This is a genomic window from Streptomyces sp. NPDC102462, from assembly GCF_044765425.1.
Taxonomy (GTDB): domain Bacteria; phylum Actinomycetota; class Actinomycetes; order Streptomycetales; family Streptomycetaceae; genus Streptomyces.
On the sequence record NZ_JBIWKB010000010.1, the window covers coordinates 99,962 to 115,720 of the forward strand.

A 15,759-nucleotide genomic window follows, 5' to 3' on the forward strand; every position below is an offset into this window, starting at 1 on the left:
ACCCCGATGACCCGTGCCGATGACTTCCGGAGCCCTCATGTCCCCTGTCGAACACCAGGACGCCACCGTACTTTCCGACGCGGAACTGCGCACCCTGGACGCCCACTGGAGGGCCGCCAACTACCTCGCGGCCGGGCAGATCTACCTGCTCGCGAACCCGCTGCTGACCGAGCCGCTGCGCCCCGAGCACATCAAACCGCGGCTGCTCGGCCACTGGGGCACCTCACCCGGCCTCAACCTCGTGTACACCCACCTCAACCGGGTGATCAAGGCGCGTGGTCTCGACGCCCTGTGCGTGTGGGGCCCCGGGCACGGCGGGCCGTCCGTCGTGGCCAACTCCTGGCTCGAGGGCAGCTACAGCGAGACCTATCCGGACGTGCCGCGGGACGCCGCCGGGATGGCGCGGCTGTTCCGGCAGTTCTCCTTCCCCGGCGGCGTGCCGAGCCATGTCGCCCCGGAGACACCCGGCTCGATCCACGAGGGCGGCGAACTGGGCTACTCCCTCGCCCACGCCTACGGGGCCGCGTTCGACCACCCCGGTCTGCTGGTCGCCTGCGTCATCGGTGACGGCGAGGCGGAGACCGGCCCGCTGGCCGCCTCCTGGCACTCCGACAAGTTCCTCGACCCGGTGCACGACGGCGCCGTCCTGCCGATCCTCCACCTCAACGGCTACAAGATCGCCAACCCGACCGTGCTCGCCCGGCTGCCCGAGCCCGAACTGGACGCGCTGCTGCGCGGCTACGGACACGAACCGATCCATGTGTCCGGCGACGACCCGGCACAGGTGCACCGCGCCCTGGCCGCCGCCTTCGACGACGCCCTGGACCGCATCGCACGGGCCCAGCATGCCGCCCGCGAGCAGGGCAGCACCGAGCGCGTGCACTGGCCGGTGATCGTGCTGCGCACCCCCAAGGGCTGGACCGGGCCCGCCGAGGTCGACGGCGTACCGGTCGAGGGCACCTGGCGCGCCCACCAGGTTCCGCTGCCCGGCGTCCGGGAGAACCCCGGGCATCTGCGGCAACTGGAGGCGTGGCTGCGCTCCTACCGGCCCGAGGAGTTGTTCGACGCCGACGGCCGGCCGGTCGCCGACGTCCTCGCCTGCGTCCCGCCCGGCCGGGCGCGGCTCGGCGCCACCCCGTACGCCAACGGCGGACTGCTCGTCCGCGAGCTGCCCATCCGCTCCCTGGACGACTTCGCCGTACCCGTGGACAAGCCGGGCGGGGGCCTGCACGAACCGACCCGGGTCCTCGGCGGCCTCCTCGAACAGATCATGGCGGACACCCGGGACCGCCGGGACTTCCGACTGGTCGGCCCGGACGAGACCGCCTCCAACCGGCTGGAGGCCGTCTTCGGGGCCAGCGGAAAGGCCTGGCAGGAACGGACCCTTCCGGTGGACGAACACCTCGACCGGCACGGCCGGGTGATGGAGATCCTCTCCGAGCATGTGTGCCAGGGCTGGCTCGAGGGCTATCTGCTGACCGGCCGGCACGGGCTGTTCTCCTGCTACGAGGCGTTCGTGCACATCGTCGACTCGATGGTCAACCAGCACATCAAGTGGCTCAAGACGTCCCGCGAACTGCCCTGGCGGGCGCCGGTCGCCTCCCTCAACTACCTGCTGACCTCCCATGTGTGGCGGCAGGACCACAACGGCTTCTCCCACCAGGACCCCGGCTTCGTCGACCACGTACTCAACAAGAGCCCCGAGGTCGTCCGCGTCTATCTGCCGCCGGACGCCAACACGCTGCTGTCCGTCGCGGACCACGCCCTGCGCAGCCGCGACTACGTCAACGTCATCGTGGCCGGCAAACAGCCGTGCTACGACTGGCTGTCCATGGACCAGGCCCGCGTCCACTGCGCGCGCGGCGCCGGCGTCTGGGAGTGGGCCGGCACCGAGAACGGCGACGAACCCGACGTGGTGCTCGCCTGCGCGGGTGATGTGCCCACCCAGGAGGTGCTGGCCGCCGCGCAGTTGCTGCGCCGGCATCTGCCCCAGCTCGCCGTGCGCGTCGTCAACGTCGTCGACATGACCCGGCTGCTGCCCCACGAGGAGCACCCGCACGGCATGACCGACTTCGAGTACGACGGCCTGTTCACCGCCGACAAGCCGGTGATCTTCGCCTACCACGGCTACCCGTGGCTGATCCACCGGCTCGCCTACCGCCGCCACGGCCACGGGCATCTGCACGTACGGGGCTACAAGGAGTCCGGCACCACGACCACCCCGTTCGACATGGTGGTCCGCAACGACCTCGACCGCTTCCGGCTGGTCATGGACGTCATCGACCGGGTCCCGGGGCTCGCCGTGCGGGCCGCCGGGGTGCGTCAGGCGATGGTGGACGCGCGTACCCGTCATCACGCCTGGATCCGTGAGCACGGTGCGGATCTGCCGGAGGTCGCGGACTGGAGCTGGACCGCCTGACGACGCCCCGCCGCACACCCGCCATCGACCGGAGCACGGCCCTGCGGCGGCGCGGACCCCCTGCTCCGACGAAGCGGCGGGAGCGGTGAGCGGGGGGTGGCGGGGCTGGGTCAGAGTGGTTGGCGGGGTGCCGGGGCGGGCCAGGTCAGGGCGCGGGTGATGTCGGCGAGGGTGACGATGCCGACCAGCCGGTCGCCGTCGAGCACCAGAGCCCGACGGACGCCGCTGCCCTGCAACCGGGGCAGCAGGTCCACGACCGGCTCGCCGGGGGCGACGGTCAGGACGTCCGGCAGGCGGCGCATCACGTCGCCCACCGTCGTCCGGTACCTGGCCCGCTCCGGGGTCCGGTCGGCCATGGTCATGGTGAACAGCCCGGCCACCGAGCCGTCCGGCGCGACCACAGGGAAGGCGGAGTGCCGATAAGGGCCGAAGGGCCCCTCGGCGAGGAAGCCGGCGATCGTCGTCCAGGACGGAACCGTGACCGGATCCGCGGTCATGACCCGGCCGACCGGCACGCCCTTCAGCGCGCCCTGCATCTCGGCCTGCCGCACCTCCGCGGTCGCCGCCGCGATCAGGAACCAGCCGATCAGCGCCGACCACAGGCCCGAGAGGTTCCCGGCGAACAGAACGGCCGCGAAACCGGCCGCCACCAGGAACCAGCCGAGCCCCCGCCCCGCGGCCGAGGCGCCCCGGGTGGCCCGCAGCCGGTCGCCGGTGCGGTGCCACAGGAACGCCCGCAGCAGCCGTCCGCCGTCCAGCGGGGCGGCGGGCAGCGCGTTGAACACGGCCAGCACGAGGTTGATCGCGGCCAGCCAGGCGACGGCCTCCACCAGCAGCCCGGAGACCCGCAGCGCCGCCAGCCACTCCGCGAGGCCGACGAACACACCGCCGGCCACGGCACTGGTCAGCGGCCCCACACCCGCGATACGCAGCTCCGCGGCCGGCGACGGTGCCTCGCCGCGCAGCCGGGCCGCGCCGCCGAGCATCCACAGGGTGATGCCGTCGACCTGGACGCCGTTGCGCCGCGCGACCACCGCGTGCGCGAGCTCGTGGACCAGCAGGGAGGCGAGGAAGACCACCGCGGTCAGCAGCGCCAGCGCCCAGTAGACCGTGGCGGAGTGGCCCGGATGGGCCGCGGGGAAGCGGCCACGGGCCAGGACGAGCGTCACCAGTACGACGATGACCAGCACGCTCCAGTGCAGCCCGACGCGCACGCCGGCGATCCGGCCGAGGGACAGCGTCTCCTTCACGAACCTCTCGCCTCGCCCTCCGGCTCCCGGTCCCCGAGCCACCGCCCGCCCGGCAGAAAGGGCCGGACGGCGCCGCCCCGCGGAGCACTCCCGCGGTACGTCCATTGTCCGGCGCCACCCGGCAAACCGGATATACCGGATAGATCTGATAGAGCGGACCGGGCGGATGAAGCGGGCGGAGTGGACGCCGGACGACTCGGCTCCCGGCCCTTGCGCTCCTGACCTCTCTGCTCCCGCCCTCTCCGCTCCTAGCTGCGCTCCGTTCCCGGCGCCTCCGCCTCGGGCTTCCCTGGTCCGGGACGCGTTGCCCCCGGGTGGCCGAGGTGGGTGCTGAACCAGTCGCGGGCCAGGGCCGCGGCCGTGGCGAGGGTGCCGGGCTCGGCGAACAGGTGGCTCGCGCCCGGCACGACCGCCAGCCGGTGCTCGCAGCGCAGCCAGTCCGCGGCCAGCCGGTTCAGGCTCAGCACCCGGGTGTCGCGGCTGCCGACGATCAGCAGCGTCGGCGCCCGGACCCGGGCCAGCGCGGCGGGGGAGGCGAGGTCGGGACGGCCACCGCGGCAGACCACGGCGCCGACGCCGGGGTCGTCGGCGGCGGCCTCCAGCGCCGCCCCCGCACCGGTGCTCGCGCCGAAGTAGCCGACCGGCAGCCCGGTCTCCCGGCGCAGCCAGGCGGACGCGCCCTGCAACCGGCGGGCCAGCAGCACGATGTCGAACACGTTGTGCCGGTCGCGTTCCTCGTCCTCGGTGAGCAGGTCGAGCAGCAGCGTGCCGAGACCGGCCCGGTTGAGGACGGCGGCCACATACCGGTTGCGCGGGCTGTGTCGGCCGCTGCCGCTGCCGTGCGCGAACGCCACCACGGCCGGGGCCCGGTCGGGCAGCACGAACCGGGCGGCCAGCCGCACCTTCCCGGCCGGCACCTCGACCTCCCGGTTCGGCGGGTGCGGCCCGGCGGCGGGTGCGGGCCCGGCGGCCCGCCCGAGCAGCGTGGCGACCTCGTCGTCACCGGTCTGCGTGAAGTCGTGGTACCAGGCGCCGACAGCGCCCAGATGGCGCGGCGTCTCCAGGCACACGACCTGGTCGGCCACGCCCCGCAGCCGGTCGAGCGTGTGCTGCGCGCCGACCGGGACGGCGAGCACGATCCGGGCCGCGCCCGCGTGCCGCACGACCCGGCAGGCGGCCTCCGCGGTGGCACCGGTGGCCACGCCGTCGTCCACGATCACCACCGTCCGCCCGGGCACCGGTACCGGGTCGCGGCCGGCCCGGTACCGGTGCAGCCGGCGTTCCAGTTCCGCCCGTTCCGACTCCTCGACGGCGGTCAGCTCGCCCGGTCCGAGGCCGGTGTCCGCGACGACGTCGTCGTTGAGCACCCGCACGTCCCCTTCACCGATCGCGCCGAATCCCAGTTCGGGCTGCCAGGGCACGCCGAGCTTGCGCACCACCAGCACGTCCAGGGGCGCGGCCAGTTCCCGGGCCACCTCGTACGCGACCGGCACGCCGCCACGGGGCAGCCCGAGCACGATCACGTCCGTGCCGCGCAGCGGCTCCAGCCGCCGGGCCAGGCGGCGTCCGGCGTCGGTGCGGTCCTCGAATCGCATGCGGCACCTCCTTGCCCGCCCCGCGGACCACCGCCCCGCTCCCGGGGAGCGCCCCGGCCGGGCCTGCCGTGTCCCGGCCGCGTCGGTCAGTCGTCGCCGAAGACCGGGAGCCGCGGGTACACCTCGAAGACGTCCATCAGACCCGTGGCCTTCAGCAGCCGCCGGAAGGCGGCGCTGTCGGTCACCAGGCGCAGCCGGCCGGCCCGGTCGTGCACCCGGTTGCGGGTCCGGCACAGCACGCCGAGCCCGGCGCAGTCGATGAAGTCCACCGTGCGCAGGTCGAGCACCAGGTCGGGGCGGGGCCCGGCGGTCAGCGCGTCGAGCCGTGCGGACAGGTGGGAGGCGACCAGCAGATCGATCTCACCGTGCAGCGTCACGACCGTCGCCCCGTCGACGACCCGCGCCGTGGGCGACGGGCCGGAACCGGTCCGGTTCTGCGTCATGGAATGAGGGAAGCCCGTGGCACCGGCCGTGCGGAAGGGCCGGTCGGTACCCGACGAGGGGCCCGCAGGGTCCATCGGTCCCGGCGGGCCCGCGGACGGCTGGGCCCCGTCGGCCGGGCAACGGGGCCCGACCGGCCCAAGCGCGCCCCCCGGACCGCGCACAAGCTGAATCCGGGGGGTGGTCCCGGCTCCGGATCAGCCGGCCGGCGCGGACCGCCCAGAGCGTCCGCTCAAAGCGGCGCTCGGTGCGGAACCGCGCGACGTGGCCGTTCGGGACGCCTGACGAGAGGATGTGACGGCCATGGCCGAACACTCCCTGACGAACGTGGCGGAGGGCACGCCCCTGGGCGACCTGGGCCGGCGGCTGGCGAACCGGCGCACCCAGCTCGGCCTGTCGCGGCGACAGACGGCCGCGCGGGCCGGCATGGCGCCCAGCTACCTGCGCTACCTGGAGGAACACCCCGGCGCGGCACCCGGCAGCGGTACCCTCATGCGGCTCGCCGAGGTCCTTGAGACCACGGTGAACGACCTCACGGGCGGCACGGTGAACCTGCCGCCGGGCCCCGGACGGGCCGCCCGCGCCCCCGAGTTCACGGAGCTGAGCGCGGACGAGTGCCGCTCCCTGCTGGCCTCGCACGGCGTGGGCAGGCTTGGCGTGCCCACGGTCTCCGGCCCGGTGATCGTGCCCGTCAACTACAGCGTCGTCGACGACACGATCGTCTTTCGGACCGCGCAGGGCACCACACCGGCGCTGGCGGCCGGCTGCCAGGTCGCCTTCGAGGTCGACCGCATCGACGACGCGTTCAGCCGGGGCTGGAGCGTCCTGGCGCGCGGACACGCCCGGGCCGTCACGGACCCGGAGGAGGAACGCCGGCTCGTGGCCCGGGCCTACAGCACGCCGTGGGCGGGTGGCCGCCGGAACCTGTGGGTGCGCATCGACCCGTACACCCTGACCGGGCGCCGGATCACCGTCTGAGCCGGGACCGGGTCAGGGTCCGGACCGGTCCGATCCCGGGTCCTTCGCCGGGGCCGCCGGGACCGACGGCCCTCGTGCCCGGTGCGGATCTGCGCGCAGGATGGACGGGCCACCACGGCCGTACCCAGGTGAGAGGCGGGACGCAGATGTACGCGAACGACGGATTCCGCGAGCTGGACCGGCAGGAGTGCCTGCGGCTGCTGGCGAAGGCGCCCGTCGGCCGCATCGTGCACACGCGTCAGGCGCTGCCGGCGGTGCTTCCCGTGAACTTCTCCCTGGCCGCCGACGGCACCGTGCTGCTGCGCACCTCCGCGGCCTCGGAACTCGTGCGCGCGATCCACGGATCGGTGGTCGCCTTCGAGGCCGACCAGGTCGACCCGGACCGGCAGTCCGGCTGGAGCGTCGTCGTCACCGGCGCGGCCACCGTGGTCACCGACGCCGCCGAACACGAACGGCTGGTGCGCACCGGCCCGCGCTCCTGGGCGCCCTCGCCGCACGAGGTCTTCGTACGCATCGCGCCGGAACTGGTCACCGGGCGGGAACTGGTCGGCGGCCGCACCCTCTACGGGCTGGACCTCGCCCCGTGAACCACCTCACCCGGGCACGGGCCGGGACGGCGGCGCGCCGTCCGCGGTGAGACGGATCCCGGAGACCAGGTCCGGCCGGATACGGACCGCGTGGTCCATGGTGCGCGCCACCCACGGGTGCAGCAGCCGCTGGTAGCGGGCCAGTTCCTCCGCGTCGGTGACCAGCCGGGCGTAGCCGGTGACCACCACGCTCCAGCCGAGACGCGTGTCCGGGTCGATGGCGTCGGCCTCGTAGGCGACGACCACGCCCGAGCCGTCGGCCCACCGGGCGTGCGAGGTCAGCTCCGCGCCCTCGTGGGTGCGGATGACGATGTCGCCGCCGTCCAGGACGTGATTGACCGGGCGGATCGTGGGCAGCGCGTGCCGGGTGAAGACGATCCTGCCCAGCGGCACGCTGCCGAGCAGCCGCAGGGCCTCGGCCCGGTCGAGTTCCACGCTCCGGCGCGGTCGGTCGTCGTTGCTGGTCATCGCGGCTTTCCGTACGGGTGCGCGGCGCGCTGCGCGGTGCCGCGGTGACATCGCGAGCGGCCGTGAACGGATCGGACAGATCATTCGAACCGCGCCGCGGGCCGTTTCGCTAGGGTCTTTCGGCCCAGGAAACGACCTTCGCCCGACCGTCCGGGCCCCGTCGGCCGGCCGCGGCCCGGACGGTCGGGCGGGGAGCGGCGGCGCCGCGGCAACCGGGCTTGGGCCGCGCCGGGGCACCGAGTACGGACGGAGCGACACCGCGGGGGATCGGTGCCGCTCCTGACCCCACTGTCGCCGCTGCCGGGCGCCCGTCACCAGGGCCGACCGGCCCTGCCCGGTGCGCCGTGCGGCCCCGCCGGGAATCCCGTACCCGTACCGCACGGGGCCGTGGACCATTACCGTGGCACATGACGGGCCGGACGGTGCCCACGAGGGCAGCTGGAGGAACGCAGGTGGGAAGCTCAGACGAGTTCCAGGAGGCCCGCGTCCGGCTGCCGCAGCTGAAGCTGGACGAGCTGCTGGAGGAACTGCAGGCCCGTATCGACGCGGCACGCGGCACGCGTGACCGTGTGCACAGCCTGCTGGAGGCGGTGCTCTCGGTCGGCCGGGAACTGGATCTCGAACAGGCCCTGCACTCCATCGTGGAGGCCGCCTTGGTGCTGGTCGACGCCGAGTACGGCGCCCTCGGCGTGATCGGACCGGACGGGCGGCGGCTGTCGGCCTTCCACACGGTCGGCGTCACCGAGGAGCAGATCGCCGAGATCGGCCCGTTCCCCGAAGGGCACGGCATCCTGGGCGAGTTGATCCGTCGCCCCGAACCGCTCCGGCTGGCGAAGATCTCCCAGCACCCGGCGTCCTACGGCTTCCCGCCGAACCACCCGCCGATGAACACCTTCCTCGGCGTCCCGATCCGGGTACGCGACCAGGTCTTCGGCAACCTGTACCTGACCGAGAAACGCGGCGGGGCCGAGTTCGACGAGGAGGACGAGTCGGTGCTGTCCACGCTCGCCGTGGCGGCGGGCGTGGCGATCGACAACGCTCGCCTGTACGAGGAGTCCCGGCTGCGCGAGCGGTGGCTGGAGGCCAACGCGCAGATCACCCACAGTCTGATGGCGGGCAGCGAGCGCGCCCAGGCCCTCGGTCTGATCGCCGACCGGGCCAGGGAGATCACCGGCTCGGCCCTGGCGGCGGTGGCGCTGCCGATGGAGGACACCGGGTCGCTCACCGTGGAGATCGCCGTCGGGACGGACTCCGACGCGCACCGGGGTCTGGTGCTGCCCATGGACGAGAGCCTGATGGGGCTCGCCTTCTCCGCCGCCGCGCCGGTCACCAGCGCGGACGTCTCCGACGACGACCGGGTCTCCCAGCAGCCCCCGCGGTTCCACGGGCTCGGGCCCGCCGTGGCCGTCCCCATCGGCACGGGCGGCGGCGTGCGGGGCGTGGTCCTGCTGGTGCGCGAACTCGGGCAGGCGCTGTTCTCGGCGCAGGAGACCGAGACCCTGCAGGGCTTCGCCGCCCAGGCCGCGATCGCCCTGGAACTGGCCGAGCGCCGCCAGGACGCCCAGGAGATCGCGGTGCTCAAGGACCGCGACCGGATCGCCCGCGATCTGCACGACCTGGCGATCCAGCGGCTGTTCGCCACCGGGATGACGTTGCAGAGCGCCGGCCGGTTCATCGAGCACGCGGAGGCGTCCGAACGGGTGCTGCGGGCCGTGGACGACCTGGACGAGACCATCAAGATCATCAGGTCGACCATCTTCGGGCTGCGCGCCCGCGAGGGCGGGGCCGACGGCGGGGGGCTGCGGGCCCGCGTGGTACGGGTGGCCGGGGAGGCCGCGCCGGTGCTCGGGTTCGCGCCCAGTGTGCGCATGGAGGGCCTGGTCGACACCGATGTGCCGCGGGACGTCGCCGACCATGTCGTGGCCGTGCTCTCCGAGGCCCTGACGAACGTCGCCCGGCACGCGCACGCCGACCGGGCCGAGGTGGTGCTGACCACGGACGGCCGTGAGGTGCGGCTCACGGTCGCCGACGACGGCGTGGGCATCCCGCCCGGGGGCCGGCGCAGCGGCCTGAGAAACCTGGCGGAACGGGCCGAACAACTGGGCGGCCGCCTGAACCTCACCAAACCCCCCACAGGCGGCACCACCCTGACCTGGCAAGCCCCCCTCCCCACCTAAGAGATAGGCGCCCCGAAATGGGCGCGGGGAACGGCGCGCTCAACCACAACACGCCCGCACCCGCTGATCTCCCGATAGCCCCGAGCTGTCAGGCGCCCCGAAAGGGGCGCGGGGAACTGCGCGACCAACCAGATCGCCCCCGCACCCGCCGAACTCCCGTAACCCCCCGAGCCACTAGGCGCCCCGCCACACCCCGGGTCAGGGCCGAAGCCCACTGCCATACGGCGCGTACAAATCGAGCAAACGGATACGCGACGCATGCAACCGCTGCGCAACCACCCGCCCCACCCACACCGCAACGGCCCGCCCGAACTCCGCATCCTGCGCGCACAGCGACCGCACGGTCCCCGCATCGAACTCGTACGCCCGCACCGGGCTCGCCGCCTCGGCCCCCAGCTGCCACAGATACGGCGGGAAGTGCCAGGACCAGCCCACCAGTTCGCCCGGACCGAGCGACTCGACGACGGCCGCACGCCGGCCCGGCACATGCAGGTCGAGGGCGACGGTACCGGTGCGCACGATCCACAGCCGGTCGGCCCGCCGGCCCTCCTCGAACAGCCGGGTGCCGGCTTCGAAGGAGACCTCGCGGGCGATCCGCATCAGTCGTTCGCGGTGCTCGGCCGCGAGGGCCGCGTTCAGGGTGGTGGTGGAGGTCATCGCACCGGCTCCTTTCGTTCGCTGCCGCGGCGGGGCGGCGCCCGGCGCCGTGGGGCTCTTTGTGCAAGCGTGTCCGCGCGCCCGGCCGGACGCCACGGGCCGCACGGACCGCACCCCGGGTCGTTCGGCCCCCGGTGACGGACGAACCGCCTCGCACCGTCCGCCCACCGGTGCGAGGGTGAGACGAGGGGCGTCCCCGCGCCGCACCACCGGCGGCCCGAGGAGAGGCGGTGGCGACGATGACGTGGCCCCTGGTCGTGGGCGTGGACGGTTCCGACGGGAGTCTGCGCGCCGTCGACTGGGCGGCGGACGAGGCCGCCCGGCACGGTCTGCCGCTGCGCCTCGTGTACGCCTCCCCCTGGGAGCTCCACGAGGCCGGCGCCGCCGGCGAGCGCGAGCCGCCGGCCGAGCGCCGGCCGGCGGAGCACATCGTGGCAGCCGCCGCCGAACGCGCCGGACGCCGGGCGCCGGGCGTGGAGATCGGCACGGACGTCGTCCCCGAGGAGGCGGTCGACGCCCTGCTGCGCGAGGCCGGCCACGCCTTCGCGGTGGTGACGGGCACCTGTGGTCACGGCGCGCTCACCGGAGCGCTGCTCGGCTCGGTGGGCCGCACCGTCGCCGACCACGCCGACGGCCCGGTGATCGTCGTACGCGGGGACCGGGCGGGCCTGGCCGGCACGCACGCGCGGATCCTGCTCGGCGCCGGTGAGCCGGGCACCGCAGCCGACGCCGTGCGCTTCGCGTTCCGTGAGGCCGAGGCGCGCCGGTGCACCCTCGACGTGGTCCGCGCCTGGCACTGTTCCGTGTACGAGAGCGCCGAGTTCCCCGCGCCGGCCGAGGACCCCTCCCGTGCGCACCAGCGGCAGGCCGCCGCCACCCTGGACGCGCTGCTCGGGGACGCCACCGCCGAGCACCCGCGGGTCCGGGTGCGGCGCGCCGCCGTACGGGGTTCCGCGCGCAGGGTCCTGCTCCACCGCTCGGCCGCCGCCGACCTCGTGGTCATCGGGGCCTGCCGCTCCACCGGCCCCTTCGCAGGCGGGTTCGGCCACGCGGGGCACGTCCTGCTGCACCACGCGGCCTGTCCCGTGGCGGTCGTGCCGCACCGCCGGTGATCCACCGCACCGCCGATGCCGCCGGTGACCCGCCGCCCCGCTCCGCCCGCCCGCGCCGGTGGCGCACCGTGCCCGCTGCCCGGACAGTGGGGGAGAGGAAGGACCGGACGGGCCCGCAAGGCGCGACGAAGGGGGCCGCAGTGACCGGCTGGACCTGGGAGTACGACGGCTACGACCCCGCTGACGAACGCCTCAGGGAGTCGCTGTGCACCCTCGGCAACGGCTACTTCGCCACGCGTGGCGCGCTGCCCGAGTGCGTGGCCGACGACGTGCACTACCCCGGCACGTACGCGGCGGGCTGCTACGACCGGCTCACCTCCGAGGTCGAGGGCCGGCAGATCGAGAACGAGGACATGGTCAACCTGCCGAACTGGCTGCCGCTGCGCTTTCGCCCCGCGGGGCACGACTGGCTGACCCCCGACACCGCGACGGTGCTCGGCCACCGCAAGGTCCTGCACCTGGACTCCGGCCTGCTGGAGCGGCACACCCGCTACGGGCTCGGCGACGGCCGGGTGCTGTTCGTGCGGCAGTTGCGCCTCGTCCACATGGCCGACCCCCATCTGGCCGCGCTGCGCACCGAGTTCACCGCCGAGGGCTTCGCCGGCGAACTCGACGTCGAAGCCGCACTCGACGGCCGGGTCGGCAACTCGGGCGTGGCCCGCTACCGCGATCTGGACGGCCGCCATCTCACCCATGTGCTCACCGGTGCCGCCGCCCCCGGCACGGTCTGGCTGCACTGCCGCACCCGCACCTCGGACATCCGGATCGGCCTGGCCGCGCGTCTGAGCGCGGACGTGCCGGTGACCGTCGCGCACGAACACCAGCGGGCCGTGCAGCGGCTGTGCCTGAGCCTCACCCCCGGCCGCACCGTCCGCGTCGACAAGACCGTCGCCCTGCACACCTCCCGCGACCTCGCGATCAGCGACCCGCTGCGCGCCGCCACCGACCGGGTCGGCGCCGCGGGCGGCTTCGACGAACTGCTCGCCGGGCACCGTACGGCCTGGGACCGGCTGTGGACCCGTACCGGCCTCGACGTTCCCGGCCGGGCGGGTCACATCCTGCGGCTGCACCTGTTCCATGTGCTCCAGACGCTCTCGCCGCACACCGCCGACCTGGACGTGGGCGTGCCGGCCCGCGGGCTGCACGGGGAGGCGTACCGCGGCCATGTCTTCTGGGACGAACTGTTCGTGCTGCCCTACCTCAACCTGCATTTCCCGGAGGTCTCCCGGGCCCTGCTGCGCTACCGCCGCCGGCGCCTCGGCCAGGCCCGCGCGGCGGCCCGCGCGATCGGCCTGCGGGGCGCGCTGTACCCGTGGCAGAGCGGCAGCGACGGCCGCGAGGAGACGCAGCGGCTGCACCTCAACCCGCGCTCCGGGCACTGGCTGCCGGACCACTCCCACCTCCAGTGGCACGTCGGCTCGGCGATCGCGTACAACGTGTGGCAGTACTGCGAGGCGACCGGCGACACGGAGTTCCTGCACTCCGAGGGCGCCGAGATGGTGCTGCAGATCGCCCGTTTCTGGGCGGACTGCGCCCGCCACGACGCCCACCGGGGCGGGCACCGCATCCTCGGCGTGGTCGGCCCCGACGAGTACCACGACGCCTATCCCGACGCGCCGCGCCCGGGCCTGGACGACAACGCGTACACCAATGTGGTGGCCGCCTGGGTGCTGGCCCGCGCCGTGGACCTGCTGCGCACCCTGCCCGAGACGCGGCGCCGCGAACTGGTCGAGGGCATCGGCCTCGCCGACGACGAGCCCGAACGCTGGGAGGAGGTGTCCCACACCCTCCATGTGCCCTTCCACGACGGGGTGATCAGCCAGTTCGAGGGGTACGGCGACCTCGCCGAACTCGACTGGGACTACTACCGCAAGAGCTACGACGACATCCGGCGCCTGGACCGGATCCTGGAGGCCGAGGGCGACACCGTCAACCGCTACAAGGCGTCCAAGCAGGCCGACGTGCTGATGCTCGGCTATCTCTTCTCACCCGCCGAACTGTGCTCCCTGTTCGAGCGGTTGGGGCATCGGCTGGACGAGGAGACATGGCGGCGCACCGTGGAGTACTACCTGCGCCGCACCAGCCACGGTTCCACCCTCAGCGGTCTGGTCCACGGCTGGATCCTGGCCCGGGCCAGGCGCGCGGACGCCTGGATGTTCTGCCAGGAAGCCCTGCGCGGTGACATCGCCGACCTCCAGGGCGGCACCACCGGTGAGGGCATCCACCTGGGTGCCATGGCCGGCACCCTGGACCTCGTCCAGCGCGGACTGACCGGACTGGAGACCCGGCAGGGGGCGCTGTGGCTCGATCCGGTGCCGCTGCCGCAGCTGTCGTCGTACGGGTTCTCGCTGCGTTACCGGGGGCACTGGGGCGTCCGGCTGCGCCTGGAGCACGGAAAACTGGAGGTCGCCGTCCCGCCGTCCGACCTTCCCCCGGTCGATCTCCGGCTGCCCGACCGCACGGTCGGCGTCCATCCCGGTGAGACGTTCCTCCTGATGCTCCCGGACTGACCGCCGGCGCCCGCGCACGCGGGGGCACCCGCGCACGCGCCGGGGCGCCCACGCGCCGGCGCCGCTGTCCGCGGACCGCTGGGGGCGCCCATGTGCCCGGCACCCGGTGGCGTCAGCGGTGGACGGGCCCGGCCATCTGCACGATGTCGTCGGCGGCCACGTCGTGCAGCCGTACGGCAAGGTCCTCAAGGGCCCGGCTGGCGGCCAGTTCGTCGCCGACCTCCGGGATCGGCCGGTCGACCGGATTGCGCCGGGCGAGGCCCCGCCCGGTCAGGCGGGACGTGTCCCGGGTGGTCAGCACGGCACGCGCGTGCGTGTCGTCACCCTCCTCGGTGATGTAGATCTGCACGGTCCACTGCTTGGCTTCCACCGCGTCCACCTCCCGCGAAACAGCCCTCTCCCCGTCTACGCTGTCGCGCCTGCACGACCCGGGTCCAGTGCCGAACGGCCCTTTCCGCGCCGCCGGGCGGTCAGCTGTCGTGGTCGGGCAGGGGGCGGACGGTGAGGATCTGCTGGGCCTGGCCGACCGGTCCTTCGGCGTCGTGCAGGACCGTGCTGGTCAGCCCCTGCCCGGTGGGGCCGAAGACGACCGTCGTGTCGAGGCCGGCCCAGCGGCCCGCGGGGCGGCGGTGCAGATGGAGGGTCAGGTCCACGTTGGGGAACATCCAGGCCGTGGGCGGCTGGCGTACGGCGATGCCGTTGGCCGTGTCGACGAGGGTGACGTACCGGGCGAGAGAGCTGGCCCGCTCGCCGGCCACCAGGTCGAGGTCCGTGGTGACCCAGGCGGTGGTGCGGCCCGGCCGGGGCGGGGTGACGGTGCGGACGTCCAGGGAGGCGATGTAGCCGCCGGGCCACAGCTCGCTCATCGCCCACCGGTCGCACTCGTCCGGCGCGGGGAGCCGGTCGGGTGCGCCGCCGGTCACACCCGTGGTGTCCAGGCCGGCCAGCAGCCACAGGCGGGCCCGGACCACCGGGCGGCCCGCGATCAGGACGACGGCTTCGAGCAGTTCGATCGTGCGGCCGGGGCGTACGCTCTCCACCTGGATCTCGCACTCGTCGAGCGCCGGACGCCCGAGGATGTCGTAGCTGATCCGGGCCGGAACCAGGCCGGTGTCCGGGCGCCCGGCCAGATACTCGTCGACGGCGTGCACGACGAGCCCGCCGAGCGGGCTGAAGTGCTGCTCGTCGGGGCCCCAGGCGCCGCTCGCGTGCGGGGTGGGCTTGAAGCGGTGCTCGTCGATGCGCTCGTAGTAGCTGCCGGTGTTCAACGGACTCCTCTTCCCGGGCCGCTCGCAGGGCGTCGAGCAGGCCACATGGACGGCGGTGCCGAGCCCACGCCCACGATGGTGCGCCGGCCGGACATCGGTCGAACCCTATGGTGACCGCCGCGACGAGCGGCGCGTACCCCGGGGTGCGCAGGCCGGCCGAGTACGGCCCCGGGCGGCGCGGTCTCGGCACCGGTGCGGGCGGGCATTGCCCGGGCGGGGCACCGCGGTGCAGGGTTCTCCCGTGGACGGGGCCTGGCGCACCGGCGTCCCGACGCCCCGCACAGAACGGAGGACGCA

The 15,759-nt window shown here is 74.1% G+C and carries 13 protein-coding genes; 6 read left to right on the forward strand and 7 right to left on the reverse strand.

What is annotated here, in order from left to right; genetic code table 11:
• Window positions 1-37 precede the first annotated feature (37 nt).
• Entirely contained in the window at window positions 38-2,419 is a 2,382-nt protein-coding gene (locus tag ACIRFL_RS11780) for a phosphoketolase (protein WP_404026779.1), read from the forward strand.
• 110 nt (window positions 2,420-2,529) lie between these two features.
• Here the strand turns inward: ACIRFL_RS11780 and ACIRFL_RS11785 are convergent, their stop codons facing one another.
• The 3 genes from ACIRFL_RS11785 to ACIRFL_RS11795 form a co-directional block, all read right to left on the reverse strand.
• A complete protein-coding gene (locus ACIRFL_RS11785; RefSeq protein WP_404026781.1) occupies window positions 2,530-3,669 on the reverse strand; it encodes a site-2 protease family protein in 1,140 nt (379 codons plus the stop codon).
• A gap of 248 nt (window positions 3,670-3,917) precedes the next feature.
• On the reverse strand, window positions 3,918-5,264 hold the full coding sequence (locus ACIRFL_RS11790; RefSeq protein WP_404026783.1) for a phosphoribosyltransferase family protein: 1,347 nt from the start codon (window positions 5,262-5,264) through the stop codon (window positions 3,918-3,920).
• An 86-nt stretch (window positions 5,265-5,350) separates the two neighbouring features.
• Window positions 5,351-5,707, reverse strand: a complete 357-nt coding sequence (locus tag ACIRFL_RS11795) for an STAS domain-containing protein (RefSeq protein ID WP_404026786.1) — start codon at window positions 5,705-5,707, stop codon at window positions 5,351-5,353.
• A gap of 301 nt (window positions 5,708-6,008) precedes the next feature.
• On the opposite strand from ACIRFL_RS11795, the gene ACIRFL_RS11800 reads away from it, so the two are divergent.
• Both ACIRFL_RS11800 and ACIRFL_RS11805 read left to right on the forward strand, forming a co-directional pair.
• On the forward strand, window positions 6,009-6,683 hold the full coding sequence (locus ACIRFL_RS11800) for a helix-turn-helix domain-containing protein (protein WP_404026789.1): 675 nt from the start codon (window positions 6,009-6,011) through the stop codon (window positions 6,681-6,683).
• A 146-nt stretch (window positions 6,684-6,829) separates the two neighbouring features.
• Window positions 6,830-7,270, forward strand: a complete 441-nt coding sequence (locus tag ACIRFL_RS11805; protein WP_404026791.1) for a pyridoxamine 5'-phosphate oxidase family protein — start codon at window positions 6,830-6,832, stop codon at window positions 7,268-7,270.
• 6 nt (window positions 7,271-7,276) lie between these two features.
• On the opposite strand, the gene ACIRFL_RS11810 is transcribed toward ACIRFL_RS11805, so the two are convergent.
• The gene (locus ACIRFL_RS11810; protein ID WP_404026793.1) at window positions 7,277-7,738 is read right to left on the reverse strand and encodes a pyridoxamine 5'-phosphate oxidase family protein; all 462 of its coding nucleotides are present in this window, start codon (window positions 7,736-7,738) and stop codon (window positions 7,277-7,279) included.
• A 452-nt stretch (window positions 7,739-8,190) separates the two neighbouring features.
• Between ACIRFL_RS11810 and ACIRFL_RS11815 the strand changes: the two genes are divergently transcribed.
• Window positions 8,191-9,915: a GAF domain-containing protein gene (locus tag ACIRFL_RS11815; protein WP_404026794.1), complete on the forward strand. Its 1,725-nt coding sequence runs from the start codon at window positions 8,191-8,193 to the stop codon at window positions 9,913-9,915.
• Window positions 9,916-10,113: 198 nt separating this feature from the next.
• Here ACIRFL_RS11815 and ACIRFL_RS11820 read toward each other — a convergent pair whose 3' ends face one another.
• On the reverse strand, window positions 10,114-10,572 hold the full coding sequence (locus ACIRFL_RS11820; RefSeq protein ID WP_404026796.1) for a Crp/Fnr family transcriptional regulator: 459 nt from the start codon (window positions 10,570-10,572) through the stop codon (window positions 10,114-10,116).
• A 239-nt stretch (window positions 10,573-10,811) separates the two neighbouring features.
• On the opposite strand from ACIRFL_RS11820, the gene ACIRFL_RS11825 reads away from it, so the two are divergent.
• Both ACIRFL_RS11825 and ACIRFL_RS11830 read left to right on the forward strand, forming a co-directional pair.
• The gene (locus tag ACIRFL_RS11825) at window positions 10,812-11,684 is read left to right on the forward strand and encodes a universal stress protein (RefSeq protein ID WP_404026983.1); all 873 of its coding nucleotides are present in this window, start codon (window positions 10,812-10,814) and stop codon (window positions 11,682-11,684) included.
• Window positions 11,685-11,824: 140 nt separating this feature from the next.
• On the forward strand, window positions 11,825-14,194 hold the full coding sequence (locus tag ACIRFL_RS11830) for a glycoside hydrolase family 65 protein (RefSeq protein ID WP_404026798.1): 2,370 nt from the start codon (window positions 11,825-11,827) through the stop codon (window positions 14,192-14,194).
• 112 nt (window positions 14,195-14,306) lie between these two features.
• On the opposite strand, the gene ACIRFL_RS11835 is transcribed toward ACIRFL_RS11830, so the two are convergent.
• Both ACIRFL_RS11835 and ACIRFL_RS11840 read right to left on the reverse strand, forming a co-directional pair.
• Window positions 14,307-14,573, reverse strand: coding sequence for a DUF1876 domain-containing protein (locus ACIRFL_RS11835; RefSeq protein ID WP_404026800.1), 267 nt, complete (start codon window positions 14,571-14,573; stop codon window positions 14,307-14,309).
• A 91-nt stretch (window positions 14,574-14,664) separates the two neighbouring features.
• On the reverse strand, window positions 14,665-15,462 hold the full coding sequence (locus ACIRFL_RS11840) for a thioesterase family protein (protein ID WP_404026802.1): 798 nt from the start codon (window positions 15,460-15,462) through the stop codon (window positions 14,665-14,667).
• Between the last annotated feature and the right edge of the window lie 297 nt (window positions 15,463-15,759).